The 26,187-nt window shown below is 69.6% G+C and carries 21 protein-coding genes; 9 read left to right on the forward strand and 12 right to left on the reverse strand.

Features of this window, described 5'->3' with window-relative positions:
• Window positions 1–88: 88 nt before the first annotated feature.
• On the forward strand, window positions 89–2,194 hold the full coding sequence (locus QFZ53_RS08560; protein WP_307295457.1) for a RecQ family ATP-dependent DNA helicase: 2,106 nt from the start codon (window positions 89–91) through the stop codon (window positions 2,192–2,194).
• Window positions 2,195–2,412: 218 nt separating this feature from the next.
• Here QFZ53_RS08560 and paaK read toward each other — a convergent pair whose 3' ends face one another.
• From paaK to QFZ53_RS08590, 6 genes are all read right to left on the reverse strand, one after another.
• Complete coding sequence (gene paaK / locus QFZ53_RS08565) at window positions 2,413–3,708, reverse strand: phenylacetate--CoA ligase PaaK (RefSeq protein WP_307295458.1); 1,296 nt, start codon at window positions 3,706–3,708, stop codon at window positions 2,413–2,415.
• Window positions 3,709–3,730: 22 nt separating this feature from the next.
• Complete coding sequence (gene paaI, locus QFZ53_RS08570; RefSeq protein WP_307295460.1) at window positions 3,731–4,114, reverse strand: hydroxyphenylacetyl-CoA thioesterase PaaI; 384 nt, start codon at window positions 4,112–4,114, stop codon at window positions 3,731–3,733.
• 5 nt (window positions 4,115–4,119) lie between these two features.
• Window positions 4,120–6,177 (reverse strand): phenylacetic acid degradation bifunctional protein PaaZ, encoded by a 2,058-nt coding sequence (paaZ, locus tag QFZ53_RS08575; protein ID WP_307295462.1) that lies wholly within the window; start codon window positions 6,175–6,177, stop codon window positions 4,120–4,122.
• Window positions 6,174–7,025, reverse strand: coding sequence for a 3-hydroxyacyl-CoA dehydrogenase family protein (locus QFZ53_RS08580; protein WP_307299374.1), 852 nt, complete (start codon window positions 7,023–7,025; stop codon window positions 6,174–6,176). The genes paaZ and QFZ53_RS08580 overlap by 4 nt, the downstream gene beginning before the upstream one ends.
• 131 nt (window positions 7,026–7,156) lie before the next feature.
• Complete coding sequence (locus tag QFZ53_RS08585) at window positions 7,157–7,891, reverse strand: enoyl-CoA hydratase/isomerase family protein (protein ID WP_307295464.1); 735 nt, start codon at window positions 7,889–7,891, stop codon at window positions 7,157–7,159.
• The gene (locus QFZ53_RS08590) at window positions 7,891–9,075 is read right to left on the reverse strand and encodes a thiolase family protein (RefSeq protein ID WP_307299375.1); all 1,185 of its coding nucleotides are present in this window, start codon (window positions 9,073–9,075) and stop codon (window positions 7,891–7,893) included. Before QFZ53_RS08590 ends, QFZ53_RS08585 begins: the two co-directional genes overlap by 1 nt.
• Window positions 9,076–9,186: 111 nt before the next feature.
• On the opposite strand from QFZ53_RS08590, the gene QFZ53_RS08595 reads away from it, so the two are divergent.
• Window positions 9,187–9,798 (forward strand): TetR/AcrR family transcriptional regulator, encoded by a 612-nt coding sequence (locus QFZ53_RS08595; protein ID WP_292906499.1) that lies wholly within the window; start codon window positions 9,187–9,189, stop codon window positions 9,796–9,798.
• A 130-nt stretch (window positions 9,799–9,928) separates the two neighbouring features.
• Here the strand turns inward: QFZ53_RS08595 and QFZ53_RS08600 are convergent, their stop codons facing one another.
• On the reverse strand, window positions 9,929–10,696 hold the full coding sequence (locus QFZ53_RS08600) for an IclR family transcriptional regulator (RefSeq protein ID WP_292906501.1): 768 nt from the start codon (window positions 10,694–10,696) through the stop codon (window positions 9,929–9,931).
• Between the two features lie 148 nt (window positions 10,697–10,844).
• Here QFZ53_RS08600 and dhaK point away from each other — a divergent pair, with 148 nt between their 5' ends.
• From dhaK to QFZ53_RS08625, 5 genes are all read left to right on the forward strand, one after another.
• On the forward strand, window positions 10,845–11,837 hold the full coding sequence (gene dhaK, locus QFZ53_RS08605) for a dihydroxyacetone kinase subunit DhaK (protein WP_307295465.1): 993 nt from the start codon (window positions 10,845–10,847) through the stop codon (window positions 11,835–11,837).
• Window positions 11,837–12,478, forward strand: a complete 642-nt coding sequence (gene dhaL / locus QFZ53_RS08610; RefSeq protein WP_373426322.1) for a dihydroxyacetone kinase subunit DhaL — start codon at window positions 11,837–11,839, stop codon at window positions 12,476–12,478. The genes dhaK and dhaL overlap by 1 nt, the downstream gene beginning before the upstream one ends.
• A complete protein-coding gene (gene ptsP / locus QFZ53_RS08615) occupies window positions 12,478–15,006 on the forward strand; it encodes a phosphoenolpyruvate--protein phosphotransferase (protein ID WP_307295469.1) in 2,529 nt (842 codons plus the stop codon). The genes dhaL and ptsP overlap by 1 nt, the downstream gene beginning before the upstream one ends.
• A 170-nt stretch (window positions 15,007–15,176) precedes the next feature.
• Window positions 15,177–16,616, forward strand: coding sequence for an aldehyde dehydrogenase family protein (locus QFZ53_RS08620; RefSeq protein WP_307295471.1), 1,440 nt, complete (start codon window positions 15,177–15,179; stop codon window positions 16,614–16,616).
• Window positions 16,617–16,619: 3 nt separating this feature from the next.
• Window positions 16,620–18,074: a GMC family oxidoreductase gene (locus tag QFZ53_RS08625; protein ID WP_307295473.1), complete on the forward strand. Its 1,455-nt coding sequence runs from the start codon at window positions 16,620–16,622 to the stop codon at window positions 18,072–18,074.
• Window positions 18,075–18,235: 161 nt separating this feature from the next.
• On the opposite strand, the gene QFZ53_RS08630 is transcribed toward QFZ53_RS08625, so the two are convergent.
• The 4 genes from QFZ53_RS08630 to QFZ53_RS08645 all read right to left on the reverse strand — a co-directional run bounded on the left by QFZ53_RS08630 (window position 18,236) and on the right by QFZ53_RS08645 (window position 23,436).
• Window positions 18,236–19,216 carry a type IV toxin-antitoxin system AbiEi family antitoxin domain-containing protein gene (locus QFZ53_RS08630; protein ID WP_307295475.1) on the reverse strand — a complete coding sequence of 327 codons (981 nt, stop codon included), beginning with the start codon at window positions 19,214–19,216 and terminating at the stop codon, window positions 18,236–18,238.
• 221 nt (window positions 19,217–19,437) lie between these two features.
• Entirely contained in the window at window positions 19,438–21,084 is a 1,647-nt protein-coding gene (locus tag QFZ53_RS08635) for an amidohydrolase (protein WP_307295476.1), read from the reverse strand.
• A 2-nt stretch (window positions 21,085–21,086) separates the two neighbouring features.
• Window positions 21,087–21,926 (reverse strand): molybdenum cofactor biosynthesis F family protein, encoded by an 840-nt coding sequence (locus QFZ53_RS08640; protein WP_292906515.1) that lies wholly within the window; start codon window positions 21,924–21,926, stop codon window positions 21,087–21,089.
• Window positions 21,927–21,987: 61 nt separating this feature from the next.
• The gene (locus QFZ53_RS08645) at window positions 21,988–23,436 is read right to left on the reverse strand and encodes an APC family permease (protein WP_292906517.1); all 1,449 of its coding nucleotides are present in this window, start codon (window positions 23,434–23,436) and stop codon (window positions 21,988–21,990) included.
• A 198-nt stretch (window positions 23,437–23,634) separates the two neighbouring features.
• Here QFZ53_RS08645 and QFZ53_RS08650 point away from each other — a divergent pair, with 198 nt between their 5' ends.
• Window positions 23,635–24,369, forward strand: coding sequence for an SDR family NAD(P)-dependent oxidoreductase (locus QFZ53_RS08650; RefSeq protein WP_307295478.1), 735 nt, complete (start codon window positions 23,635–23,637; stop codon window positions 24,367–24,369).
• A gap of 31 nt (window positions 24,370–24,400) precedes the next feature.
• Entirely contained in the window at window positions 24,401–25,216 is an 816-nt protein-coding gene (locus QFZ53_RS08655; RefSeq protein ID WP_307295479.1) for an SDR family NAD(P)-dependent oxidoreductase, read from the forward strand.
• Window positions 25,217–25,463: 247 nt separating this feature from the next.
• On the opposite strand, the gene QFZ53_RS08660 is transcribed toward QFZ53_RS08655, so the two are convergent.
• The gene (locus tag QFZ53_RS08660; protein WP_307295480.1) at window positions 25,464–26,114 is read right to left on the reverse strand and encodes an HAD-IA family hydrolase; all 651 of its coding nucleotides are present in this window, start codon (window positions 26,112–26,114) and stop codon (window positions 25,464–25,466) included.
• Window positions 26,115–26,187: the final 73 nt, after the last annotated feature.

Raw genomic sequence — 26,187 nt, forward strand, 5'->3', positions numbered from 1 at the left:
TCCACCACCCTGCTCGCAAGGTGAGCCAGCCTGTGGATAACCTCAGCTCGCGGAGCGCGATGTCGCCGGGGTGGGGCAGAGTGGGGACATGACTTCGCAGCTCTCCTCGGCCACTCGCGACGCGGCGCTCTCCGCGCTACGCGAACTCGTCGGGCGCCCGGATGCCGTCTTCCACGACGGTCAGTACGAGGCGATCGAGGCGCTGGTGGAGCAACGCCGACGTGCGCTCGTCGTACAGCGGACGGGGTGGGGCAAGTCGGCGGTGTACTTCGTCGCCACGCTGCTGCTGCGGAAGCAGGGCTCAGGTCCCACGGTGCTGGTGTCTCCACTGCTCGCGCTCATGCGCGATCAGATCGCTGCCGCCGAACGCGCAGGGGTGCGCGCCGTGGCGATCAACTCGACCAACGCCCACGAATGGTCTGACGTGCTCGCCCAGCTCGACCGCGACGAGGTCGATGTGCTGCTCGTATCGCCCGAGCGCCTCAACAATCCATCGTTTCGCGAGGAGCAGCTGCCCGCACTCGTGCGCCGCATCGGCATGCTCGTCGTCGACGAGGCGCACTGCATCAGCGACTGGGGCCATGACTTCCGCCCCGACTACCGGCGACTGCGCGACCTCATCGGGCAGATGCCCGCCGATGTCCCGGTGCTCGCGACCACCGCAACGGCGAACAGCCGCGTGGTCGCCGACGTGGCCGAGCAGCTCGGCGCAGCATCCGACGCCGACGTTCTCACGATCCGCGGCCCTCTCGCCCGCACCTCACTTCGGCTCGGCGTGCTGCGGCTGCCCGACTCGGCGAGCCGGCTCGCGTGGCTGCTCAGTCATCTCGACGACCTCCCCGGCTCCGGCATCATCTACACGCTCACCGTGGCGGCCGCCGTCGATACTGCTCGACTGCTGCGCGAGCGCGGCCACGAGGTGCGCGCCTATACGGGGCAGACCGACACCGATGAGCGGGAGGAATCCGAGGGGATGCTCAAGCGCAACGAGGTCAAGGCGCTCGTCGCGACCAGCGCCCTCGGGATGGGCTTCGACAAGCCCGACCTCGGGTTTGTCCTGCATCTCGGAGCGCCGTCGTCGCCCGTCGCGTACTACCAGCAAGTCGGACGTGCGGGGCGCGCGAGCGAGAGCGCCGACGTGCTGCTGCTGCCGGGGGTGGAAGACCGCGACATCTGGCACTACTTCGCGACCGCGTCGATGCCCGACCGTGACCGCGCGGAGCGGGTGATCACGGCGCTCGGCGACCGCCCGGTGTCGACACCGGCGCTTGAGGCGATGGTCGACATCCGCCGCACACCGCTCGAGCTGCTGCTCAAAGTGCTCGACGTCGACGGTGCGGTCCGCCGCGTGCAGGGCGGCTGGGTCGCCACCGGAGAGCCGTGGATCTACGACGCCGAGCGTTACGAGCGCATCGCCGCTGAGCGGGTAGCCGAGCAGCAGAGCATGATCGACTACGAGACCACGCGCGGGTGCCGTATGGAATTCCTGCAGCGATCGCTCGACGACGACACTGCTGTGCCCTGCGGTCGGTGCGACAACTGTGCGGGAGCGTGGTTCCCTCGCGACATCGAGGAGACTGCGACGGCAAGCGCCGCCGAGTCGCTCGACCGGGTGGGCGTGCCGATCGAGCCTCGCCGTGCCTGGCCGACGGGCGCCGACCGTCTGGGCGCGCCGGTGAAGGGCCGGATCGCCGCTGAGGAGCAGGCGACCGAGGGCCGCGCGCTCGCGCGCCTCACAGACCTCGGCTGGGGCGGCACGCTGCGCGAGCTGTTCGGAGCGGGGGCAGCGGATGCCGCGGTGTCCCCACAGTTGCTCGCGGGGTGCGTCCGCGTGCTCGCCGGATGGGGCTGGGGGCACAGGCCGGTCGCCGTCGTCGCGGTGCCGTCCCGCTCGCGGCCGCTGCTCGTCGATTCGCTCGCCCGCGGCATCGCAGAGATCGGTCGGCTGCCCTACCTCGGCGAGCTCGGACTCATGGGCGGCGGGCCGACCGGGCAGCCCGGCGGCAACAGCGCCTTCCGCGTCGCGGGCCTGTGGGAGAAGTTCACTGCCGAGGGCCTCGAGGTCCCGGCGGGCCCGGTGCTGCTGGTCGACGACCAGGCCGACAGTCGCTGGACTCTGACGATCGCAGCCCGCACGCTCAGGCGGGCGGGAGCCACCGACGTGCTGCCGTTCGTGCTCGCCCTGCGAGGGTGAGCTGCAGCATCCGCTCCTGAGCTTTCGCGGCCTGCAGAACTTTGGATTGGCCGTGGAATGGGCAGACGCCGGCATCCGTCCTGGGTGTCGCTTTGTCGGGAGCGACGCAGGAGATCGCGGCGAGTCGTGCTCGAGACTCCCGACCGACCGGAGAACTCCCGACAAAGTGAACGGCGACCGCGACACGAGGCGACGGTCACCGCGCGACCGGCATTCCCTCAGCGCAGGTCGTAGACCCGCTTGTATTTGCCCTCGCTGCGCGGCAGCGTTCCCGGTTCCTCGACCTGCACGCCGACGCTGGTGCCGATGTGCATCTTGATGCGGTGCTGGAGCACGGCCGCCGCAGCATCGCACTCCCCGGCGCTCAGCTGCGGGTGGCGCTCGATGCGCACCGTGAGAGTGTCGAGCCGGGCGACGTGGCGCAGCTCGAGCACGAAATGCGGCGTGAGCGTCTCGATGCCCATCACGAGCTCTTCGATCTGGGTGGGGAACAGGTTCACCCCGCGCAGGATGATCATGTCGTCGTTGCGTCCGGTGATCTTCTCGATCCGGCGCACGGCGGGATACGTCGTGCCGGGAAGGAGCCGGGTGAGGTCGCGGGTTCGATAGCGGATGACGGGGAAAGCCTCCTTCGTCAGCGAGGTGAACACGAGCTCGCCCAGTTCGCCGTCCGATACCGCCTCACCGGTGTCGCCGTCGATGGTCTCCGGCAGGAAGTGGTCCTCCCAGATATGCGGGCCGTCTTTCGTCAGCACGCTCTCGCTCGCGACGCCCGGACCCATGACTTCACTGAGGCCGTAGATGTCCACGGCGTCGAGGTTCAGGCGCCGCTCGATCTCCCGGCGCATCTCGTTCGTCCAGGGCTCGGCGCCGAGGACGGCGATCTTCAGCGATGTAGCGGCCGGATCCAGGCCCGCCTCTTCCAGGGCGTCTGCGATCGTGAGTAGATAGCTGGGGGTGCACAGGATCGCGTCGGGCTGGAAGTCGTTGATCAGCTGCGCCTGGCGGGCCGTCTGTCCACCCGAGACGGGGATGACGGTGGCGCCGAGCCGCTCGATGCCGGCATGCGCGCCGAGCCCGCCGGTGAAGAGGCCGTAGCCGTAGGCGTTGTGCACCTTCATCCCTGCGCGGATGCCGGCCGCATGCAGTGAGCGGGCGACCAGGTCGCCCCAGTGGTCGAGGTCGCCTGCGGTGTATCCCACGACGGTCGGCCGTCCGGTCGTGCCGGACGAGGCGTGGATGCGGCGCACATCCGCCATCGGCACCGCGAACATGCCGAAGGGGTAGGTCTCGCGCAGGTCGGCCTTGGTCGTGAACGGCAGCCGGCTCACGTCGTCGAGGGTGCGGATGTCGTCGGGATGCACGCCGTGCTCGTCGAACTTGCGGCGGTAAAGCGGCACATTCTCGTAGGCATGGTGCACGGTCCACTGCAGGCGCTGCAGCTGAAGCTCGACGAGCGTCTCACGGGAGTGCAGCTCGAGCTCGGTTCCGATATCGGGGCGCTCACTGATCATCGTCGACTCCTTCGTCGCGGGTTCACTCGGACTGCGGACGATTCGTGATGATCGAGCGGCCGCGGAACTCTGCGATGGGGTCGCCGGTCTCATCGGACACCGTGACGTCGTAGAGGCCGGTGCGCCCGCTCACGACGCGGCGAACGGCGGTGGCCGTCAGCGTCTGGCCTGCGCGCGTCGACTTCAGGAAGGTGATGTCGGCGCCGCCTGCGACCGTGACCCGCTCGTCCTCATTGCACGCGATCGCGAAGGCGGTGTCGGCGAGGGCGAACACGAGTCCGCCGTGCGTGATCGCGAACCCGTTCAGCATGTCGTCGCGCACGGTCATCGAGACGACCGCGCGCCCCGGCTCGTCGAGTTCGACGGCCATGCCGAGCATGGCCGAGGCGTTGTCGCGCTGCATCATCGGCCTCACGACTTGCTCACCAGGGTCAGCACGTCGTACGTCGCGACGATCTCGTCCTTCTGGTTGCGGATGACGGCATCCCAGCGCACCTCGCCGTACTCGTCGGTCTCACGGGGCGTGATCTGCTTGGCCGTGAGGTCGACGCGGATCTCGTCACCGGGGGAGACCGGAGTGACGAAGCGCAGGTTCTCGAGCCCGTAGTTCGCGAGCACCGGTCCGGGTTCCGGGTCGACGAACAGGCCCGCCGCCCACGAGACGAGCAGATAGCCGTGCGCCACCCGCCCGGGGAAGAACGGGTTCGCCGCTGCGGCCTCTTCGTCCATGTGCGCGTAGAAGGTATCGCCGGTGAAGTGCGCGAAGGTCTCGATGTCGTCGAGGGTCACCTCGCGCGAGGCGGACGCGATCTGGTCGCCGATGCGCAGCTCGGCCAACGACTTGCGGAATGGATGCCGTCCGCCGCTGTGCGCTGCGGCGCCCGCGTGCCAGACACCTGTCAGAGCCGTCAGCATCTCGGGGGAGCCCTGCACCGCGGTGCGCTGCATGTGATGGTGCACCGCGCGGATGCCGCCGAGTTCCTCGCCGCCGCCGGCGCGGCCGGGTCCGCCGTGCACCAGGTTCGGCAACGGCGAGCCGTGGCCGGTCGAGGAGCGGGCGTCATCGCGGTCGAGCAGCAGCATCCGTCCGTTGAACGGCGCGATGCGCCCGGCGAGTTCGACCGCCTGTGCCGGGTCGTGCGTCGCGATGCTCGTGACGAGAGATCCGCCGCCGCGCGCGACCAGTGTCGCCGCCTCGGCCGTGGTGTCGTAGGTGAGCAGGGAGGACACGGGGCCGAAGGCCTCGACGGAGTGCACGGCATCCGTCTGCGGGTCGGCGAACCGCAGCAGCACGGGAGACACGAAGGCGCCGTTGGATGCAGGTCCGGTACTGCCATCCGCGAGGCGCACCTCGGGGGTGTCCGTCGAGCCCACGACGATCTCGCCTCCGGCCTCCTGCAGCTCCCTGATCCGACGGAGCACCTCGTCGCGCTGGGCCAGAGACGCGAGCGGACCCATCGTCACGCCCTCGGCCCGTGGATCGCCCAGCACGGTCTTCTCGGCGATCCGAGCCCGTACGGCGGCGATCACGGCATCCGCCGACGCCGTGGGCACGATCGCACGTCGGATCGCCGTGCACTTCTGCCCGGCCTTGGTGGTCATCTCCGTGACGAGCTGACGCACGTAGGCATCGAACTCCGGTGTGCCTTCGGCCGCGTCCGTGCCCAGCACCGAGGCGTTGATCGAGTCGGTCTCGGCGGTGAACCGGACGCCGCCCGTCTGCACCGCGGGATGGACCTTCAGCGACTCGGCGGTCGAGGCGCTGCCCGTGAAGCCCACCAGGTCTCCGAGGCGCAGGTTCTCGAAGAGCCCGGGCACGCTGCCGCTCACGAGCTGCAGCGAACCATCGGGAAGCAGCCCCGACTCGATCAGGATGCGCACCATCGCCTCGGCGAGGTAGCCCGTGGGTGTGGCGGGCTTCACCAACGTGGGCATGCCGGCGAGGAACGCGGGAGCGAACTTCTCGAGAGACCCCCACACGGGGAAGTTGAAGGCGTTGATCTGCACCGCGACGCCGGGGAGGGTCGTGTAGATGTGGCGGCCGAGGAAGGATCCGTCCTTCGACAGCGGCTCGACAGGACCGTCGATGTGCACCGTGCCGTTCGGCAGCTCGCGCCGCCCCTTGCCCGAGTATGAGAACAGCACGCCGATGCCGCCGTCGATGTCGACCCAGGAGTCGGTCTTCGTGGCGCCGGTGCGCGCGGAGAGCGCGTACAACTCGTCCTTGCGCTCGGTCAGCGCGAGCGCGAACTGCTTGAGTAGTACCGCGCGCTGGTGAAACGTCAGAGCGGCGAGCGCTGCGTGCCCGGTGGTCCTCGCGTAGTCGAGGGCGCCGGCGAGATCGAGCCCCTCGGTGGAGACACGGGTGATCACCTCGCCTGTCGAGGAATCCCGCACGTCGGTTGCGCGGTCGGGGGACGACGGCGTCCACCACTCGCCCCGGACGTAGCTCGGCAGGTAGTCGGTCATCTCTCCTCGTTCCATTCGTAGAATCCCTGACCGCTCTTGCGGCCCAGCTTGCCCTCGGCGACCATCCGGCGCAGCAGCTCAGGCGGGGCGAAGCGCTCGCCGAAGGCGCGCTCGAGCTCCTCGGCGATCCCGAGCCGCACGTCGAGACCGACGATGTCGGTCGTGCGCAGCGGACCGGTCGGATGCCTGTAGCCGAGCGTCATCGCAGCATCGATGTCCGCGGCGGAGGCGACGCCGTCCTCCAGCATCCTGATCGCCTCGAGGCCGAGCATGACGCCGAGGCGCGATGAGGCGAAGCCGGGAGAGTCGCGGACGACGATCGGCGTCTTGCCGAGGGCGCTGACCCAGACGCGGGCGCTGTCGATCACGTCTGGCGATGTCGCCGAGCCCTGGACGACCTCGACCAGTGCCGACGCGGGCACCGGGTTGAAGAAGTGCAGCCCGAGGAATCGCTCGGGGCGCAGGCGCCGCGAGGCGAGGTCGTCGATCGAGATCGAGGAGGTGTTGCTCGCCAGAATCGCGTACGCGGGCATGGCGGCTTCGGCGCGAGAGAGAGCGGTCTCCTTGAGCGTGCGTTCCTCGGGCACCGCCTCGATCACGAGATCGCACTCACCGAAAGCGGTGGCGTCGGTGCCCGTGTCGAGGCGGGAGCGGATCTCGGTCTCGTCGAGACCTCCGTCGCGCTCGACGGACCGGCGGATGCTGTCGCCGACGCGGTGGGCCGCGGCAGCTGCGCTCTCGTCATCGCGTTCGACGACGCTCACGCGGGATCCGGCCAGCAGGAAGGCATGCGCGATGCCCGCGCCCATGCGCCCGCCGCCGAGCACCCCGACCTGCGCGGGAGCCATCGGCTCGCGGCGTTTCGTCTCGCTCAACGAACCGTGGATTTCCTCAGTTCCGGTCGTTGAGCGAGAAGCGGAGCGACGAGACGAAACGCTCGTCTCCTGCGTCGAGGTCGGCTCGCTCTCACTTCGCCCGGTCATCGATTCGCCTTTCGTTCGAGGAAGGCGGTCATCCGGCGATGTTTCTCCGGCGACTCGAACAGCTCGGCCTGCAGCTCGAACTCGATGGCCGGATGCTGCGCGCGAGGAGTGCGCAGGGCGCGCTTGGTGTGCTGCGTGGCGAGCGGGTCGTTCGCGGCGATCCGGTCCGCGATCGCATGAGCGGCGCTCATCAGATCCACCGCCGGATGCACGGCCGACACGAGTCCCAATTGCAGGGCCTCTTCGGCATCCAGCATCCGCCCGGTCAGGAGCATCTCGCTCGCTCGTGCCGCTCCGACGATCTCGGGCAGCCGCCAGGCAGCCCCGCCGGCGGCCATGATGCCGAGGCCCGTCTCGGGGTTGCCGATCTGCAGAGCCGGTGTGGCGATGCGGATGTCGGCGGCGTAGGCGAGCTCGGCGCCGCCGCCGAGAGCGTAGCCGTCGATCGCGGCGATGACCGGCATCGGGAGCTCGCTGACCCGGATGAACGCCGTGGCGTTGATGCCCCGCCGCGCATCCTCCGCCGTACGGTCTCGCAGCTGCGCGATGTCGGCTCCCGCGGCGAACACGCCGCCCGATCCCGTGACGACCAGGGTGCGAGGGTGGGATTCGAGAGAGGAGCACAGGGCGTGCAGCGCGTCGATGGTGTCCTGATCGATCGCGTTGCGCTTCTCCGGGCGGTCGAGCGTCGCGACGACGCGGTCGGTATGCTCCTCGATGCGCAGGGTCATCACACGCGCTCCACGATCATCGCGGTGCCCTGGCCCACGCCCACGCACATCGTGGCGAGACCGTACCGGACGCCCTCTCGTTCCATCCGCCCGAGCAGGGTGACGACCAGTCGCGACCCGCTCGACCCCAGCGGGTGGCCGAGTGCGATCGCCCCGCCGTCGGCGTTCACGATCGCGGGATCGAGGCCGAGTCGGCGGATGCATGCGAGGGACTGCGATGCGAAGGCTTCGTTCAGCTCCACCGCGCCGAGATCGGCGACCGTGAGTCCGGCTTTCTGCAGGGCCTTCTCCGTGGCGGGTACGGGGCCCAGTCCCATGATCTCCGGCGCGAGTGCGGCCGTCGCCGATGCGACGATCCGCGCGCGCGGGCGCAGCCCGTGTCGCTCCACGGCGTCCACGCTCGCGACCGCGATCGCCGACGCCCCGTCGTTCAGCGAGCTCGAGTTGCCCGCCGTGACCACGGCGCCGCCGCCGACCACTGGCCGCAGCCCCTCCAGAGCCTCGAGAGACGTGTCGCGGCGCGGCCCTTCGTCGGTCCCGACGGAGCCGCGTGGGGTCTCGACGGCGACGATCTCGGCGGCGAATCGCCCGGCGTCGATCGCCGTGACAGCGCGCCGGTGGCTCGCCAGCGCGAAGGCGTCGGCATCCGCTCTGCTGATCCCGTCGACGCGCGCCACCTCTTCTGCGGTCTCCGGCATCGAGAACGTGGCCTTCTCGCGCGCCGCCAGTCGGGGATTCGTGAACCTCCAGCCGATGGAGGTGTCGAAGGCGTCTCCGGGTTTCGCCCAGGCGCGCGCGGGCTTGGCCTGAACCCAGGGCGCCCTCGTCATCGACTCGACGCCTCCCGCGATGATCGCGTCGGCGTCGCCCGCGCGGATCGCCTGAGCCGCGATCGTGATCGCGGACATGCCCGACGCGCACAGTCGGTTGACCGTCATCCCGGGGACCGTGTCGGGCAGACCCGCCAGAAGCACGGCCATGCGGGCGACGTTGCGGTTGTCCTCGCCGGCCTGATTCGCCGCTCCGAGGATGACCTCGTCGAGCGCGTCGACCGGCAGCCCCGCCCGTGCCATGGCTTCTCCGACGACGAGCGCCGCGAGATCGTCGGGGCGGACGCCCGCGAGTGCTCCGCCGTACCGGCCGATCGGCGTGCGCACACCGCCGACGAGATAGGCCTCGGACATCGTCATCCTCTCGATCGTCGACGCTGGCGTATTTCCAGACCGATCGTTCAGGAATACGATCTCAGATCGTCTCGGGAATGGCAACTCCTCGGCGGTGCCAGACTGGACGACATGTCACAGACCGAACTCGGGGCGCCGACGCCCAAGCGGGGACGCCCCGGATACGACCGTGAGCAGGTGCTCGCGGTCGCGGTCAAGGTCTTCAACGAGCACGGCTACGACGCGACCAGCGTGGCGGATCTCACTGCGGCGCTCGGGCTCACCAAGTCGGCCCTGTACCATCACTTCGACTCCAAGTCCGCGATCCTCGAACTCGCTCTGAACGACGCTCTCGACGGTCTCGAGCAGGTGGTCGACGACGCCGAGGCGCGGCATCCGCTCGCCTCCGATCGGCTGCGCGCGATCGTGCGCGGGGCCGTGCACGTTCTCATCGCGAAGCTGCCCTCGGTCACGCTGCTGCTGCGCGTACGCGGCAACAGCGAGGTCGAGACCACCGCGCTGCGGCGTCGCCGCGACTTCGACCAGCGGGTCACCGCGATCCTCGCCGAGGCGCAGAGCGAGGGGCTGATCCGCGACGACGTCGATGCGGCCGTCGCGACGAGGCTGATCTTCGGCATGATCAACTCGGTCGTCGAGTGGTACCGCCCTGGTGGACCGGTCGACCCGGACGAACTCGGCGAGGACATCCTGCGCGTGACCCTCGACGGGCTGCAATCGCGCTGATCGCGGCTCTCCGGGAGGGTCCAGCGATCGCCATGGGCGTCGGGCGGCGCTTGCTGTCAGATGGGGCGCGTGATTCCGGCGCGGGGTGCCACCTCGGTGGGGGAGGGCTGCGGATGCTGCTGCTGCGGGTTCAGTCCTCCGCAGGTGCGACCCGGGGCGGCCAGACGGCCGCGCCCAGCTCGCGCGAGATGTTGCGCGCGGTCTCGCGCAGCGCACCGAGGACGTCGTCGGATGCCGGCGCCTGAGACGTCGGCAGCACGACAGCAAGAGCGGCCACGATGTCGCCGCGAGCGTCCGCGACGGGGGCGGCGACCGACGATTCGCCCAGGACGGCCTCGTCGGTCTCGCTCGCGCTGCCGCGCTCGGTGATGGCGGGGAACTCGAGCGTGAGGCGGGCGACGTCGGTGATCGTGTCGCCGGTGAGGCTGCGCAGAGGGCGTTCGAAGACGGTCTGCTGGAAACCGACGTCGTAGGCGAGCAGCACCTTTCCCATCGCCGAGGCGTGCGCGGGGATGGCGACCCCGGTCTCGAGCATCTGCTGGCTGTCGTCGGGGCGGAGACTGTGATGGATCACGAGCACGTCGGCGAAGTGCGGCGCACCCAGGCGCACCGACAGACCGGTGCGCCTGGCGAGATCCTGCGTCCAGCGCATCGCCCGCGCCCGCACGTCGAGCGTGTCGAGGTACACGTTGCTCAGTCGCAGCAGGGTAGGGCCGAGCATGTACCGCTGCCCTCCGCGCTCCTTCGCGACGAGTCCGTGCTCGCGCAGGGACTTCACGATGCCGTGCACCGTCGACGGCGGAAGATCCAGCGCCAGAGCCAGATCTGTGATGCCCAGATGACGGGCTCCTTGCAGCAGTTCGAGCACCTTCGCGGCACGGTCGATGGCCTGGATCATGCGCGTCCCTCCTGTCCGGATCGTCGTCGAGCCGGGCTCCTGGATCGGGGGTTGACAACCCGATCGAGTCCGAGCATATTCGACATTGACGAAAAGCTTTCGAATTCTCACCGAATTCGACGTGGCCGAGATCAAGGGAGATCGAACGATGAAAAAACTCATCAACAACCCGGCAGACGTGCTCATCGAATCGCTCAGAGGAGTCGCTGCGGCGCACCCCGAGCTGTCGGTCGACCTGGAGACCAGCGTCATCACTCGAGCCGAACCGAAAGCCCAGGGGAAGGTCGCCGTCGTCTCGGGCGGAGGATCGGGACACGAGCCGCTGCACGGCGGATACGTCGGCCTCGGGATGCTCGACGCGGCCGTCGCCGGCGAGGTGTTCACCTCGCCGACGCCTGATCGCGTGCAGGCTGCGACGAAGGCCGTGGACCGCGGAGCCGGCGTGCTGCACATCGTGAAGAACTACACGGGAGACGTGCTGAACTTCGAGATGGCGGCCGAACTCGCCGAGATGGAGGGCATCGAGGTGGGCACGGTCGTCGTGGACGACGATGTCGCCGTGCAGGACTCGCTCTACACTGCCGGCCGTCGCGGCGTGGGCCTCACGGTGCTGCTCGAGAAGATCGTCGGCGCCGCTGCGGAGGAGGGGCAGGATCTCGCCTCAGTCACCGCCCTCGCTCAGCGAGTGAATGGGCAGGGCAGATCGATGGGCATGGCCTTGACGAGCTGCACGGTCCCGGCGGCGGGGAAGCCCACCTTCGACCTCCCTGAGGACCAGATGGAGATCGGCATCGGCATCCACGGCGAACCCGGTCGCCATCGCGAACCGCTCGCCCCGGCGTCCGAGATCGCTCGTCAACTCGTCGAGCCGATCCTCGCCGACCTCGATTTCGCAGGCCCCGCGATCGTGATGGTGAACGGCATGGGCGCGACCCCGCAGATCGAGTTGTACCTGATGTACGCCGAGGTCGCCGCCTTGCTGGAAGCGGCGGGCGTGCAGATCGTGCGCAACCTGGTCGGCAACTACATCACCTCTCTCGACATGGCCGGATGCTCGGTCACGGTTCTGAAGGCGGACGACGAGATCCTGCGCCTGTGGGACGCACCGGTCGTCACCCCGGGCCTGCGGTGGGGCGCCTGATGGGAGCGGTGGAGACGACCACTCTGCAGGACTGGATCTCGCGATTCGGCGCTGCGATCGCAGAGAAGCGCGAGTGGCTCACCGAACTCGATTCGGCCATCGGCGACGCTGACCACGGAGCGAACATGGCGCGCGGCATGACAGCGGTGAGCGAGAAGCTCGGCGCGGGGGCGCCAACGGGCATCGACGATCTGCTGAAGACCGTGGGAATGACGTTGGTCAGCTCGGTCGGTGGCGCGAGCGGACCGCTGTACGGCACCTTCTTCCTGCGCATGGGCATGAGCGCGGGCGCCGTGGCCTCCCTTGACGGACCTGCGCTCGCCGCGGCGCTACGGGCGGGGCTCGAGGGGATCGTCGCCCGGGGCAAGCCCGAAGCGAGGGACAAGACCATGTTCGATGCGATGGCACCCGCGGTCGACGCGCTCGACGAGACGTTGGCCTCGGGCGCCTCGGTGGCCGAGGGTGCTCGGGCTGCGGCCGACGCAGCCGCAGCCGGCCGAGACGCGACCCTGCCGCTCGTCGCGCGCAAGGGGCGGGCGAGCTATCTGGGTGAGCGCAGCGCGGGTCACCTCGACCCCGGCGCGGCGTCGACGGCGATCCTGTTCGAGACGTTGGCCGACGCGATCGCGGGCGCATCCTGATGATCGGCATCGTCGCCGTCTCTCACAGCGCTCGGCTCGGGGAGGCGGCGCTCGAACTCGCCCTGCAGATGGTGCCGGGCGGAGGAGTGCAGGTGCGCGTGGCGGCGGGGGCGGGAACGGATGCCGACGGTGCGCCGATTCTGGGCACGGATGCGGCAGCGGTCGCCGCGGCGATCGACGAACTGGCGGCGGACTGCGACGGCGTGCTCGTGCTGATGGATCTGGGTTCCGCCGTGATGAGCGCCGAGATGGCGCTCGAGTTCCGGATGAGCGACGTCCCGGTGCGGCTCGTGCCGGCGCCGTTCGTCGAAGGGCTTCTCGCCGCGGTCGTGTCTGCGGCGGCAGGGGGAACTCTCGACGCCGTCGCCGAGGAGGCCACGGCCGCGCTCGCCGCGAAGACCGGGCAGCTCGGAGAGCCGGAGCCGGGCGCACCCACCCGGTCGTTGAGCGAGGAGCGCAGCGACGAGACGAAACGCGGTGACACGACGTCGGACTCGTCTTCACCGCGTTCCGTCTCGCTGCGCTCGCTCAACGACCCGCAAGGGGCGGAGCGCACGTTCCGCACAGTGACGGTGCGCAATCCGCTCGGCATCCACGCTCGGCCCGCAGCCCTGATCGCGGAGGCATCCGCCGGTGCGGACGTCCGCTTGCGCAAGCTGCCGGACGGGCCGGAGGCCTCGGCCGCGAGCCTTTCCCGCTTGCTGGTCCTGGGCGCGCGGCAGGGCGACGACATCGAACTCTCCGCATCCGGCGACGATGCCGAGCAGGTGGTGACACGCCTGGCGGCGCTGTTCCACGACGGATTCGGCGAGGGCACCGCTCCGGTGGCGCCGAGGCGTCAGGCGGAGCCCGCCGATGAGCGCGTGCCCGTCGCGGCCGGCGCCGTGCTGCGCGGCCGCGGTGTGAGCGCGGGCGCAGCCGCGGCATCCGTCGTGCATCTGGCCCTGCCGCTGCCGGAGCCGCCCTCCGACATCGTGATCGCGCCGGCCGACCGCGAGTCCGAGGTCTCAGCCATCGAATGGGCGGCTGTGGCGGTGGCCGACGAACTGCGCTCGCGCACCGCCGGTGCGTCGGGGGAAGCCCGCGACATCCTCGACGCCTCCCGCCTGCTGGCCTCCGACCCGGAGCTCGTCTCCGAGGCATCGGCTCTCGTGCGCACGAACGGGCGCAGCGCGGCACGCGCGGTGTGGGAGACCGCCGCCGTGCACGAGAAGAATCTGGCGGCGCTCGGGGGACGCATGGCCGAGCGCGCGGCCGACATCCGCGACGTGCGCGACAGGATCATCGCCGAGATCCTCGAGGTCGAGATGCCTGGCGTGCCCGATCGCGACGAGCCCTTCGTGCTCGTCGCGTCCGATCTCGCCCCGGCAGACACCGCCGCCCTCGAAGGCGGACGCTGCGTGGCTCTCGTCACCGAGCAGGGCGGACCCACCTCGCACACGGCGATCATCGCGCGGTCCCTCGGGCTCCCCGCCGTGGTCGGAGTGATCGGCGCGACCGGCATCGCGGTCGGCGCGACCGTGCTGGTCGACGGAGACCGCGGGACGGTCGAGGTCGACCCTTCCCCGTCGAAGATCCATGCGGCGAAGGCTGCAGGCATCGTGGTGCCGTTCGACGGCACAGGGAGCCTGGCCGACGGCACCGAGCTGCCCCTGTTCGCGAACGTCGGCGGTGCCGCGGATGCGGTCGCCGCTGCAGTCGCCGGTGCCGAGGGCGTAGGCCTGTTCCGCACCGAATTCTGCTTCCTTGACCGAGCCGAGGCTCCGACCGTCGACGAGCAGGTCGCCGCCTACCGCGGAGTTCTCGCGGCATTCCCCGACCGTCGCGTCGTCGTGCGCACACTCGACGCCGGTAGCGACAAGCCGCTGCCCTTCGCGAACTCCGAGCACGAGGACAACCCGGCCCTCGGCGTGCGCGGGCTGCGCATCGCACGGAGATCGCCGGCGCTGCTCGACGATCAGTTGCGGGCGCTCGCGCTCGCCGCGGAGCAGGAGGCTGCTCTGGTCGACGTGATGGCGCCGATGGTCGCGACCGTCGACGAGGCCCGCGACTTCGCGAGCAGGGCCCGCGCGGCAGGGCTGCCGCGCGTCGGGATCATGATCGAGACGCCGGCCGCGGCGCTGCTCGCCGCGGAGCTGTTCGAGATCGTCGACTTCGTGAGCCTGGGAACCAACGACCTCGCTCAGTACACGCTCGCGGCCGACCGGCTGCTGAGCGAGCTGGGCGACCTCAACGACCCGTGGCAACCGGCCGTGCTGCGCTTGATCGGTGCGGTGGGCAAGGCGGGCCGACAGGCCGGCCGATCGGTCGGCGTGTGCGGCGAAGCGGGCGGCGATCCGGCGCTGGCTCCCGTTCTCGTGGGGCTCGGCGTCACGAGTCTGTCTATGACGCCACGGGCGCTCGGGCGGGTCGCAGCTGCCTTGGCGCAGAACACCTCGGAGCAGTGCCGTGAGGCCGCCGAGGCGGTGCTCGTCGCGGCGACCGCCGACGAGGCGCGGGCCGCGGCATCCGCTGTTCTCAGCCGCTGACGGCAGCGGATCGACCGGTACCCGGAAGACGAGGCTCGCCTCCTGCCGGCGCAGATCCTTCGCACTCGGACATCTGCGGCGCGCTCCTCGACAAGTGCGGATGAAGGGGGCATCCGACAATGAGATGAGGTCGACGACCCGGCCTGCGCCCCGCTCGAAGGAGAGTCCTGATGTCCGATTCCGCCGCATCCGCAGCCGCCGTGCTGCTCGACCGCATCCAGGCGCCCGAGGGTTCGGGGCGGGAGATCCCGGATGCCGCGACTCGCGAGATCATCGGCCGTGCGCCCGTCGATTCGGTCGCCGAGCTCGACGAGGCGATCGCCCGTGCCAAGGCGGCTCAGCCTGCATGGGAGGGCTCGGGTCACGAGAAGCGCATCGAGCTGCTGCTCGCGGCTGCTGACGCGATCGACGCGAACGCCGAGGCTCTTGCGTACATCCTCTCGCGCGAGCAGGGCAAGCCGCTGAACGGTCCGAACGCCCGTTTCGAACTCGGCGCCTGCTCGGCCTGGCTGCGCACGAGTGCGGCGATCGCGCTCGAGTCGCAGGTGCTCGTCGACGACGAGAACCTGCACGCCGAGCTCGTCTACAAGGCGGCCGGCGTCGTGGGTGCGATCGGACCGTGGAACTGGCCCCTCATGATCACGATCTGGCAGATCGGCCCATCGCTGCGCATGGGCAACACGGTCGTCGCCAAGCCGAGCGAGTACACGCCGCTCAGCGTGCTCGCGATGCTCTCGGTCATGAACGAGGTGCTGCCGCCCGATGTCCTCATCGGCATCTCGGGCGACCGTGAAGTCGGAGCCCGCCTGGCCTCGCACCCCGACGTCGACAAGATCATGTTCACCGGCTCGACGGCGACCGGTCGCCGCATCATCGAGAGCTCGGCGGGCAACCTCGCCCGCCTCACCCTGGAACTGGGCGGCAACGACGCGGGTATCGTGCTGCCGGGGACGGATGCCGCCGCGATCGCACAGGATCTGTTCTGGGGCGCGTTCATCAACACCGGCCAGACGTGCGCCGCGATGAAGCGGCTCTACGTGCACGACTCGGTGTACGACGACGTCGTGAACGCGCTCGGCGAGATCGCGGCATCCGTTCCGATGGGCAACGGACTCGACGAGGACAACGTCCTCGGGCCGCTGCAGAACAAGGCGCAGTTCGACATCGTGAGCCGCCTGGTCGAGGACGCCAAGGCGCGGGGAGCCCGCGTCGTCACCGGAGGCGAGAGCGCTCCCGAACTGGGCGAGCTGTTCTACCGCCCGACGATCGTCGCCGACATCTCCAACGACGCGGATCTCGTGCAGGAGGAGCAGTTCGGCCCTGCCCTGCCCGTGATCCGGTACTCCGATGTGGACGAGGCGTTCAAGTGGGCGAACGGCGTCGACGTCGGTCTCGGGGCCTCGGTCTGGTCGAGCGACCCCGACGCTGCACGGGAGGCCGCGACCCGCATGCAGTCGGGAACCGTCTGGATCAACTCGCACGGCGGACTGCATCCGATGGTGCCGTTCGGTGGAGTGAAGAGCTCGGGCTACGGTCTCGAGTTCGGCGTCGAGGGCCTCAAGTCCGTGGCTGTCACGCAGGTCGTGTCCGGCCCCGGCCGGAAGGGCTGAGCCGTGCGCTCTGCGATCGTCGTAGGAGCGGGCACTTCGGGCGCGATCGTCGCGCGGCGTCTGGTGGATGCCGGTGTGGTCGTCACCCTGATCGAAGCGGGAGGCTATGACACGAACCCGGCGATCCACGACCCCTCGCGTGCGGGGGAGCTGTGGCACTCCGCGGAGGACTGGGATTTCTTCACCGTTCCCCAGGAACATTCTGCGGGGCGCCGCCTGCATCTGCCGCGCGGAAAGGTCACCGGCGGATCGCACGCGCTGAACGCCATGATCTGGGTGCGGGGCGCGGCATCCGACTACGACGGCTGGGAGCGCGACGGCGCCACAGGCTGGGGCTGGTCCGAGGTCGAGCCGGTCTTCGACGCGATCGAGAACGACCTGCTTCCGGTCACGGACGATTACCCGCTGTCACCGGTCCAGGCGTCGATCATCGATGCCGCAGTGCAGGAGGGACTGCTGCGCAACGCGAACTACAACGGCGGCACCCTCGACGGCGTCTCGCAGGAGCAGGTCACGATGCGCGACGGCCGCAGGGTGAACACCTGGATGGCCTATGCGCAGCCGGTGGCCGACAGGCTCACGATCGTCACGGGCCGCGAGGTGCACTCCGTGATCGTGGAGGAAGGACGAGCGCGGGGAGTCCGGTTCGAGGACGGCGACGAGCTGCGGGCCGACGAGGTCATCCTCTCGGCGGGGGCTCTCGGCTCCCCGGTGATCCTGCTGCGCTCGGGGATCGGCCCGGCGGACGAGCTGACGGCGCTGGGGATCGCTGTGGTGCAGGATTCGCCCCAGGTCGGCAAGAACCTGCACGACCACCTGCTCTCACCGGTGATCTTCACCACGCAGCGCCCGGTGGGTCCGCCGCAACCGGGGGTGTCGGCCACGCAGACGCACCTGTTCTGGCGCAGTCGTGCCGGACTCACCGAGCCCGACACGCAGCCGCTGCACTTCTCGGTGCCGATGTGGGGTGAGCTCGAACCGCGTGGGGACGACGGTTTCACGCTCATGGCCGGTCTCGTCACGCCGCACAGCCGGGGGTCGCTGACCCTGTCGGGGCCCGGCGTGGCGGACCTGCCGCTGATCGACCTGGCCGCGCTCGCCGACGACCGGGATCTCGCTGCGCTCGCCGCATCCGTGCGCCAATGCCGCCGCATCGGCGCACGACCGGCGCTGGCGGAGGAATGGGGCGCGAGCGAGGTGTACCCCGGTCCCGAGGTGGCCGACTCCGACGTGGAGGAGTGGGTTCGCCGCACCGCGATCACCTACCACCACCAGGTCGGCACCTGCCGGATGGGAACCGACCCCGGGGCGGTCGTCGATCCGCAGCTCCGCGTGCGCGGCATCGAGGGGCTTCGTGTGATCGACGCCTCGGTGATGCCGACCGTGCCGACCGGCAACACCAACGCCCCGGCCGCGATGATCGCCGAGCGCGGCGCGAGGTTCCTGCTGGAGGAGTGACCTCACCCCGCGTCTCTCACCCCGCGTCTCTCCCGAAACCCCCACTTACTGCCGAAACCCCCACATATTCGCGTCAACAGGTGGGGGTCTCGGCAACAAGTGGGGGTTTCGATGTGCCGCGCGGAGAGGGTCGCGCGAGGATGTGGGCACGGTGGCAGGGTCTACGGAGGGCGGATGCCGAAGGCGCGAAGTCGCGCGCTGAGGATGTCAGGAGTTCGGATGTGCGAAGACTCCCAGCGGCCGAAGCCCCACCCGGTGACGCCGCGCACGGCATCCTCCCGTCGCTTCTCCGCCATCACGATATCTTCGATCGCGGCGCCGCCGGTCATGGTCGGATCGGAGTACTTGCCCCTGCCGTCGAACTCTCCGAAGCATCGTGACCGCTCGAATGCGAAGTCCAGCCAATAGGACTCGCCGTCCGGGCCGATGATGTGCTCCTGCAGCCTCACAGACCGGAAACCGAGTCGGTGCAGCTGCAGGCGGCTCACGCTCTCGCCGGGGAGCTGCGCCCTGCCGTCCGCGAACGAGATCACCTCCCTCGCCTGGCGGATGCCACGAGTGGAGACGGCGTGAGCGCGCCCGGAGAGCACATCGCGCCAGGTTCCGGCGAGCGCGGCATCCTGGTGATGCCCGTCGATGACGGCGACGCGACGGAGGGCCGCATCGGCCGCGGCGACCGCCGCCTCTCGGTGCATCGTCGCGGTGATGTCGAGAACCGTGCGGTCGAGCGATGTGCAACGGATGCCGTCGATGGCCGTGATGTCCTCGGCGGGCACAGTGACGTCGTGCCAGTGGATGCCCATGCGATTGCGCGTGTGACGTCGTCCGTCGATGGCCGCGTGGACCTGTCGCGGCACCGTGCGGTACAACGGGAGACCATGCAGCACAGCCGCGGAAACCCCGATGAGCAACGGGCCCGGCGGTGCGGAGTTCATCTCCACGGCGACGACCTCGAGAAGGTGTCGTCCCTCGCTCCACAGGTCGTTCCAATCGTGTACGTGCACGTAGCGGCCTCGACGCACTCGGCGCAGCTCACCGGAGTCCACGCGCGCACTCAACTCACGATCCGTCAGACCGGTCGCGCGCAGCTCATCGCGAGAGAGGAGCAGACCGCGTGCGGCGGGGACGGTGAGCGTGCGCATCAGCACATCATTCGGCATCCGACCGGTCGCCGGTGTCCGTCAGCCGCATCCTGTGGATGCTTTCCGCTACCGACTCATCTGTGCAGGAGCAGTGCGCTCGCCCGTTGCATCGCCGACACCCCCACTTGTTGCCGATACCCCCACGTACTTGCGTGAATAGGTGGGGGTCTCGACAACAGGTGGGGGTCTCGACAGAGGGGGAGGGGGAGGGGGCGGGAACCTCAGCCCGAGTACACCTCGCGGCCGGCGAACCACGTCGACAGCACACGCGCGTCGATGATGCGGTCGGCGGGGCCCGCGACGGCATCCCGGTCCAGCACGACGAAGTCGGCGGACTTGCCCACCGTGATCGATCCGGTCTCGGTGTCCAGGCCCATGGCCCGAGCGGCGTTGATCGTGAACACCGCGAGCGCCTCCTCCGCGGTGATCGCCTGCTCGAGCCACAGGGTCCCCGGCGCGCGCCCGAGAGGGTCGGCGCGGGTCACGAGTCCCTGCATCCCCTCGAGCGGGTTCGGGGACTCGCTCACCGGCCAGTCGGATCCGCCGGCGACGAGCCCACCCGCGTCGATGATCGAGCGGTTGGGCTGCGAGTGCTCTGCTCGGTCGCCGAGCACGGCGGCGAGGGCATCCGGGATGACGCCCGGGTACCAGATGAACGGCGAGATGTCGGCGCTCACACGGAGGTCGGCCAGGCGACGGATGTCGTCGTCGGCGAGGAACTGTCCGTGCGCGATCTGGAAGGGAGCGTCCGTGAAGCCCTCAGAGCGGAGGCGCTCGATCACATCGAGCAGCAGCCGCGCCGATCCGTCGCCCGTGGCGTGCACCTTGGCGCCGAGACCGCGCTCGGCCACCCGCCTGAGCCAGTCGTAGAGCTCGTCGAAGGACATCGTCGTGGTGCCGTGGAAGTGCGCGCCGTGCGCATCGTCCGGAAGATACGCGTCGATGAACAGCGCGGTCCGAGCCGGGGGCACGCCGTCGAGGAAGATCTTCACGAAATTCGGACGGTGATGCGTGGTTCGGAATTCCTCGCCGCGGTCGATCAGCGCGTCGCCGATCGTGTCGAATCCGAAGATCTCGTCGTTGATCGTGAGGCTCGAGACCACCCAGGCGTTCAGCTCGCCGGCCTCATCGAGCGTCTTCAGGGCGCCGAGGATCTCGAGCGATGCCGCAGCATCCTGGAACGCCGTGACGCCGAAGCCGTTCAGCAGCTCCACGCCGCGCCGCGACGCCTGCCGATGCTGCTCGGTGGACAATCCGCCGGCGCGGGCGTGCGCCTGCGCGACCAGGACTCCGGCGGCCTCGAGGAGCACGCCGGTCGGCTCGCCGTCGACGGCGTCGAGCAGAGTCACGCCATCGGCCGGGATCGTCTCCTTCGAGATGCCCGCGAGTCGCAGCGCCTCGCTGTTCGCCCAGCGGTTGTGATGGCTGTCGTCCGAGAGCATGACCGGGCGTACGCCGGCCGCCTCGTCCAGCCGCCGCCGCACCGCTGAGCTGTTCAGCTCGTCCATGAGCGTGCTGGCCCAGGACCCGCCGGTGACCCAGGCGCCCTCGGGGAGCGTCGCTGCGCGATCCCGTACGAGATCCAAGATCTCGTCCAGACCGAGAGACGTTCCGAAGGAGAGCTCGAACAGATCGGTCACCCCGGCGACCGCGTGGTGGTTGTGCACATCGACGAATCCGGGATACACGGCGGCACCGTCGAGATCGCGCACCTCGGTGCGCCGCCCGCGGAACGCCTCGATCTCCGACGCCGTACCGACGGCGAGAATCCGACCATCGCCGACCGCGATCGCCTCGGCGAGAGGGTTCTCGAGGTCGACCGTGCGGACGGTCGCGCCTGTGAGGATGAGGTCGGCGATGATCGTCATGTTCAGCGCTCCAGGGCGCGTGCCGGATCGTACTCGACGGGGTGGACGGTGTTCGACAGCAGGCGTCCGTGGGCGCCGAAGGTGAAGTGCGTCGGGGCGGTGCCCGACTCGTCCCAGCCGAACAGCACGCCGTGCGAGCGGATCGCCTTCTGATCGCGGTGGTCGGCGATCGTCACCGAACCGCAGGGAATGACCTTCTCGCGCCAGGTGAAGACGTAGATGCCGGGGCGGACCTTCCACACGGTGTTCGCGTCGGTGTCGGCGAGCCCCTGCTCGGGGCCGGCGAGGCACTGCCAGGTGTACCAGTGCGGCGACAGGTAGACGTGCTCGTACGCGTGGGTGCTGGAGTACACCCACAGCACGCGGCGGCCGATGAGCTCCTCGGTCGGGGCCGGCGCTTCGCCGCGCGTCTCGATGCCCTCGATCAACCCGGGAACGAAGACCATCTGCACGGCGGTCTTACCGGGAGAGGCCTGCCCGAGGATCGAGATGACCGAGAGCGCGTGGCCGCTGGCGAGGTCGAGGATCAGGGTGACGGCCTCGTTCGGCAGGTACTTGTGGTGGAACTGCGCGTAGAACAGGTCGTCGGCGACCTCGATCACCTCGCAGTCGTCTGTGTCCTCTGCCGGGGCGGTCTCGTCACCGGTTCCGGGTTCGTACTTCCAGCTGACGGTTCCGCGGCCGAACGTGTGCGTGACTCGGGTGCCGCGGTCATCGACCACGGTGAACGTGCGGCCGTCGAGCGCGTCGCTGAGCTCGGCCTTGCTGGCGTCGAAGCCCGGTGCGAGGCCGTCGAGCGGCAGCCAGGTGGAGGTGTCGGACAGGTTGACTACATCAGCCATGAGGGTTCCTTCGTGGGTGGGGGTCGGATGCTGTGCGGTTCGGACGATGGGGCGAGGACGCTCAGCGCGTGCTGAACTTCTCGAGGTCGGTGGCGAGGCCGTCGTACACGGCCGGCCGGGACTTCTTCAGGTAGACGCCGTACACGATGCCGCCGATCACGGCGAGCACCAGAAGCAGCGGCATGAGGCGGATGGCGAGCTCCTGCGAGCCGGCGACGATGTCGAAGTTCACGACCGCGAGGATCGAGATCGCCGCGATGCCGAGGAAACCGATTCCGGGGGCGATGAAGGTGCTCCACCACCTCGGGTCGCCCTTGCGGCGGAAGTACACGACGATCGAGATCGCGGCGAGGCCCTGCAGGATCAGCACGCTCAGGGTTCCGAATCCGAGCATCGCCGGGACCAGCGTGACGATCGGATCGGCTCCCGCGATCGCGAAGATGATCGCGACGACGGCGGCGAACGACGCCTGCACGATGCCGGCGAGCTGCGGGGCTCCGCTCGCGCGGGTGCGGGCGAGAGCCTGGGGCAGAATCCGGGCGCGGCCGAGCGAGTACAGGTAGCGGCTCGCCGAGTTGTGGAAGGCGAGCATCGCGGCGAACAGGCTCACCAGCAGCAGGATCATCATGACCGTCGTGAGCGGTCCTCCGAGGTACTGCTGCGACAGCGTGAAGATGAGGTCGCCGGTCGGCAGATGCTCCAGGGCCGTGGCCTGCGCCTGGGCGACGCCGGTCGCGCTGACGACGGCCCACGTCGTGACACCGAGGATGACGCCGATCGCGATGATCGCGGTGTAGGTGGCACGCGGGATCGTGCGCAGCGGCTGCTTGGCTTCTTCGCTGAACAGCGCTGTGGCCTCGAACCCCAGGAAGCCGGTCGCGGCGAGGAGCATGCCGATCGGCAGCGATCCCGAGAACACGGCCTCCGGGCTGAACGCGGCCACGTCGTAGCCGGTCTGCACCAGCACCGACACATCGAAGACGACGAGCATCAACGTCTCGAGCACGAGGCACACGCCGAGCACCTTCGACGAGAAGTCGACGCCGATGCGTGCCAGCACGAAGCAGACGACGATCGACGCGAGCCCCCAGATCAGCCAGTGCACGTCGAGTCCGGTGAGGTCGCGGATGATCGTCTGCATGAAGAAGCCGCTCGTGCCGATCGTGCCGACGACGAAGAAGTTGTAGCCGAGGGTCGCGATGAGTCCCGCGATGAGACCGCCGGTGCGGCCGAGGCCCTTCACCACGAAGGCGTAGAAGCCGCCGGCGTTGACCAGTTGCTTCGACATCTGCGCGTAGCCGATCGCGAAGAGCAGGAGGATCCCCGCGACGAGGAAGAAGGACATCGGAGTGCCGCCGCCGTTGCCGAGTGCGACAGCCAGTGAGGCGACGACGACGATGCCGGTCAGCGGTGCGACGGCCGCCAGCACGAGGAAGACGATCCCGGCGACGCCCAGGGCGCCGGGACGAAGAGCGGTGTGCTCGGTGGGCGGTGCGATCGAATCAGCCACGGCGACTCCTTTGTTCGGTGACGGCCGTGGGTTCGGAGAGCCTGCGCACGGCATCGACGACGAGGGGATCGTCGATAGAGCGAGTCTGCTCCGACGGCACTCGTCGCGCTTGACGCTGAGCGAAGGACGATGGTGCCAGGGTGCACAGCAGCGTCGCGGAGATAGGGGCGAGCGGATGCCGGGTAGCAGGATGACGGCATGGATCTGCAGCTGCGCGGTACGAGCGCCCTCGTCACGGGCGCCGGGAGCGGCATCGGTCGCGCCGTGGCGTCGGCGCTCGCCGCGGAAGGCGTGCGGGTCGTGCTCCTCGACCGCGACGAGAGCGCCGTGCGCGATGCTGCCCGCACGTGCCCGGATTCGATCGTCCTCGTCGCCGACGTCACCGACGAGGAGCAGACGTCCTCAGAACTCGCCTCTCTGGAGCGCCTGGATGCCGTGGTCTGCTGCGCCGGTATCTCCGGTCCCGTCGGCTCGGGCATAGAGGAGATCTCGCTCGGGGAATGGAACGCGGTCTTCGCCGTCAACGTCACGGGTCCCTTCCTCGTGCTGCGCCACGCGCTTCCTGCCCTGAGAGCGGCAGGCGCGGCATCCGTCGTCCTGGTATCCAGCGACTCCGCCTTCGTCGCCTCGCCGGGGATGGCGCCGTACTGCGCCTCGAAGGCGGCGCTCGTGCAGTTCGCGCGAGCCCTCTCCGTCGATCTCGCAGGCACCGGCATCCGGGTGAATACCGTCGCACCTTCGGTGGTCGACACTCCGATGAGCCGAGGCGATCTCGGCGACGCCGCGTTCGACGCGGCGGATTTCCCCGTGCAGACGGCAGACGAGGTGGCCGCCCACGTGGCCTATCTGGTGTCGCCGCGCAGTCGCGCGGTCAACGGAACCACCCTTCTCAGCGACTTCGGGTACACCGCCCGGTCGGGATTTCCCGCTTAGCGCGCACGCGCCGAACAGACAGGAGCAGCACATGGGACTCGCAGTGGGATCGACGGTCTCGGGACGCGTCGTCGTCATCACCGGAGGGGGCACCGGCATCGGCGCCGCGATCGCCGAGCGGTATGCGGCCGAAGGCGCACACGTCGTCGTGGTGGGTCGCCGACCGGAGCCGCTAGAACGGGTCGCGAAGGCGGTCGGGGCGAGGACGATCGTGGCGGATGCGGCGGACACGGCCTCTGCGAAGGCCGCCGTCGCCGAGGTTCTCGCGACGTTCGGGCGCCTCGACGTGCTGGTCGCGAACGCCGGAGGCCACGGGTTCTCGCCCGTCGGCGAGACGGATGACGCGGGGTGGGAAGCAGCGATCCGCGCCAACCTCACCACCGCCTTCATCATGGCGCGTGAGGCGCTGCCGGCGCTCTTGGAGTCGAAGGGGCAGATCGTGATCGTGTCGTCTCTCGCGGGACTCTTCGCTGGCCCCTCGGTCGCCGGCTACACCGTGGGCAAGCACGCTCTGATCGGCCTCACCCGCACCCTCGCCCGCGACTACGGCAAGCACGGCGTGCGCGTGAACGCCGTCTGCCCCGGGTGGGTGCAGACGCCGATGGCCGACGAGGAGATGGACGAGTTCGCCTCGCACGCGGGTCTCGCCTCCCGCGAAGAGGCGTATGCGGCGGTCACCGCCGATGTGCCGCTGCGACGACCGGCGCGCCCGGCCGAGATCGCCTCGGTCGTGCGGTTCCTGGGCTCGGGGGAGTCGTCGTACATCACCGGCTCCGTGATCGTCGCCGACGGCGGCTCGCACGTCGTGGACGTTCCGACCATCGCGTTCGATCACGCCGGGATGTAGCGCCGCGAGGTCGCGTTCCCGGGCTCCTGGGCAGTCCGGATGCGGGTTCGGTCACGCGTCGGGCGGGTTCGGTGGAGGCATGGCCGCCGGATGTGTGACTGGAGCGCAGAGACGGTCACGGTTCAGGCGGCTTCCGCTGGGCTGAGTCGCCAGACGTGTGACCGGGGTGCGGAACTGGCCGCTGCCGGGGTGCCTTCGGCCGGGCCGCGAGATGTCCGCGACCAATGCCAGGGCGCTTGCGGCGGGCTCAGCCGACCGTGAGCTCGAACCCGTCGGCGGTCGCGACGACGGCCACCTGAGTGAGGTCGTCGACGTGGTGTTCGGGAGAGTGTGCGACCGCGTGCGCACCGACGCCGATCACACGCATGCCCGCAGCGTGGGCGGCCTGGATGCCGGCACCCGAGTCCTCGAAGACGATGCAGTCGGCCGGGTCGACGCCGAGCGTCTTCGCACCCAGCAGGAACCCTTCGGGGTCGGGCTTCGAGCGCGTCACGTTCTCGGCGGTCACCGCGGTCGTCGGCACGACGAGATCCGCGGCGCCCATGCGGGCATTCATCAGCCGCAGGTCGGCCGACGTCACGATCGCGTGCGGGTGGGGCCGGAGCGCCTCGAGCAGCACGTCTGCTCCGGCGATCGCGACGACGCCGTCGACGTCCTCCGCCTCGTTCGCGAGCATCGAGGCGTTCTCGGCGATGTTGATGGCGTGATCGCGCTCGGGCAGCATGATCGCCATGCTCTGGTGACCCTGGCGCCCGTGGATGACGCTGAGCACGTGCGCGGGATCGAGTCCGTGCGGCTCTGCCCACGCCAGCCAGATGCGCTCGACGGCGGCCGTCGAATCGACGAGGGTCCCGTCCATGTCGAGGAGGACGGCGCGGGCGTGGACGGTCTCGGTCATGCTCTCAGGCTAGCGTCCCGGGCTGAGCGCCCCTGCGGAGCTTCCCGTGCGAGAATCGTCGCCCCGAGAGCTG

Source organism: Microbacterium natoriense, from assembly GCF_030816295.1.
GTDB lineage: Bacteria > Actinomycetota > Actinomycetes > Actinomycetales > Microbacteriaceae > Microbacterium > Microbacterium natoriense_A.

Coding starts and splice junctions, on each gene's coding strand:
- QFZ53_RS08560 (WP_307295457.1), top strand. CDS start 89: ATGACTTCGCAGCTCTCCTCGGCCACTCGCGACGCGGCGCTCTCCGCG.
- paaK (WP_307295458.1), bottom strand. CDS start 3,708: ATGATCAGTGAGCGCCCCGATATCGGAACCGAGCTCGAGCTGCACTCC.
- paaI (WP_307295460.1), bottom strand. CDS start 4,114: ATGATGCAGCGCGACAACGCCTCGGCCATGCTCGGCATGGCCGTCGAA.
- paaZ (WP_307295462.1), bottom strand. CDS start 6,177: ATGACCGACTACCTGCCGAGCTACGTCCGGGGCGAGTGGTGGACGCCG.
- QFZ53_RS08580 (WP_307299374.1), bottom strand. CDS start 7,025: ATGGCTCCCGCGCAGGTCGGGGTGCTCGGCGGCGGGCGCATGGGCGCG.
- QFZ53_RS08585 (WP_307295464.1), bottom strand. CDS start 7,891: ATGACCCTGCGCATCGAGGAGCATACCGACCGCGTCGTCGCGACGCTC.
- QFZ53_RS08590 (WP_307299375.1), bottom strand. CDS start 9,075: ATGTCCGAGGCCTATCTCGTCGGCGGTGTGCGCACGCCGATCGGCCGG.
- QFZ53_RS08595 (WP_292906499.1), top strand. CDS start 9,187: ATGTCACAGACCGAACTCGGGGCGCCGACGCCCAAGCGGGGACGCCCC.
- QFZ53_RS08600 (WP_292906501.1), bottom strand. CDS start 10,696: ATGATCCAGGCCATCGACCGTGCCGCGAAGGTGCTCGAACTGCTGCAA.
- dhaK (WP_307295465.1), top strand. CDS start 10,845: ATGAAAAAACTCATCAACAACCCGGCAGACGTGCTCATCGAATCGCTC.
- dhaL (WP_373426322.1), top strand. CDS start 11,837: ATGGGAGCGGTGGAGACGACCACTCTGCAGGACTGGATCTCGCGATTC.
- ptsP (WP_307295469.1), top strand. CDS start 12,478: ATGATCGGCATCGTCGCCGTCTCTCACAGCGCTCGGCTCGGGGAGGCG.
- QFZ53_RS08620 (WP_307295471.1), top strand. CDS start 15,177: ATGTCCGATTCCGCCGCATCCGCAGCCGCCGTGCTGCTCGACCGCATC.
- QFZ53_RS08630 (WP_307295475.1), bottom strand. CDS start 19,216: ATGCGCACGCTCACCGTCCCCGCCGCACGCGGTCTGCTCCTCTCTCGC.
- QFZ53_RS08635 (WP_307295476.1), bottom strand. CDS start 21,084: ATGACGATCATCGCCGACCTCATCCTCACAGGCGCGACCGTCCGCACG.
- QFZ53_RS08640 (WP_292906515.1), bottom strand. CDS start 21,926: ATGGCTGATGTAGTCAACCTGTCCGACACCTCCACCTGGCTGCCGCTC.
- QFZ53_RS08650 (WP_307295478.1), top strand. CDS start 23,635: ATGGATCTGCAGCTGCGCGGTACGAGCGCCCTCGTCACGGGCGCCGGG.
- QFZ53_RS08655 (WP_307295479.1), top strand. CDS start 24,401: ATGGGACTCGCAGTGGGATCGACGGTCTCGGGACGCGTCGTCGTCATC.
- QFZ53_RS08660 (WP_307295480.1), bottom strand. CDS start 26,114: ATGACCGAGACCGTCCACGCCCGCGCCGTCCTCCTCGACATGGACGGG.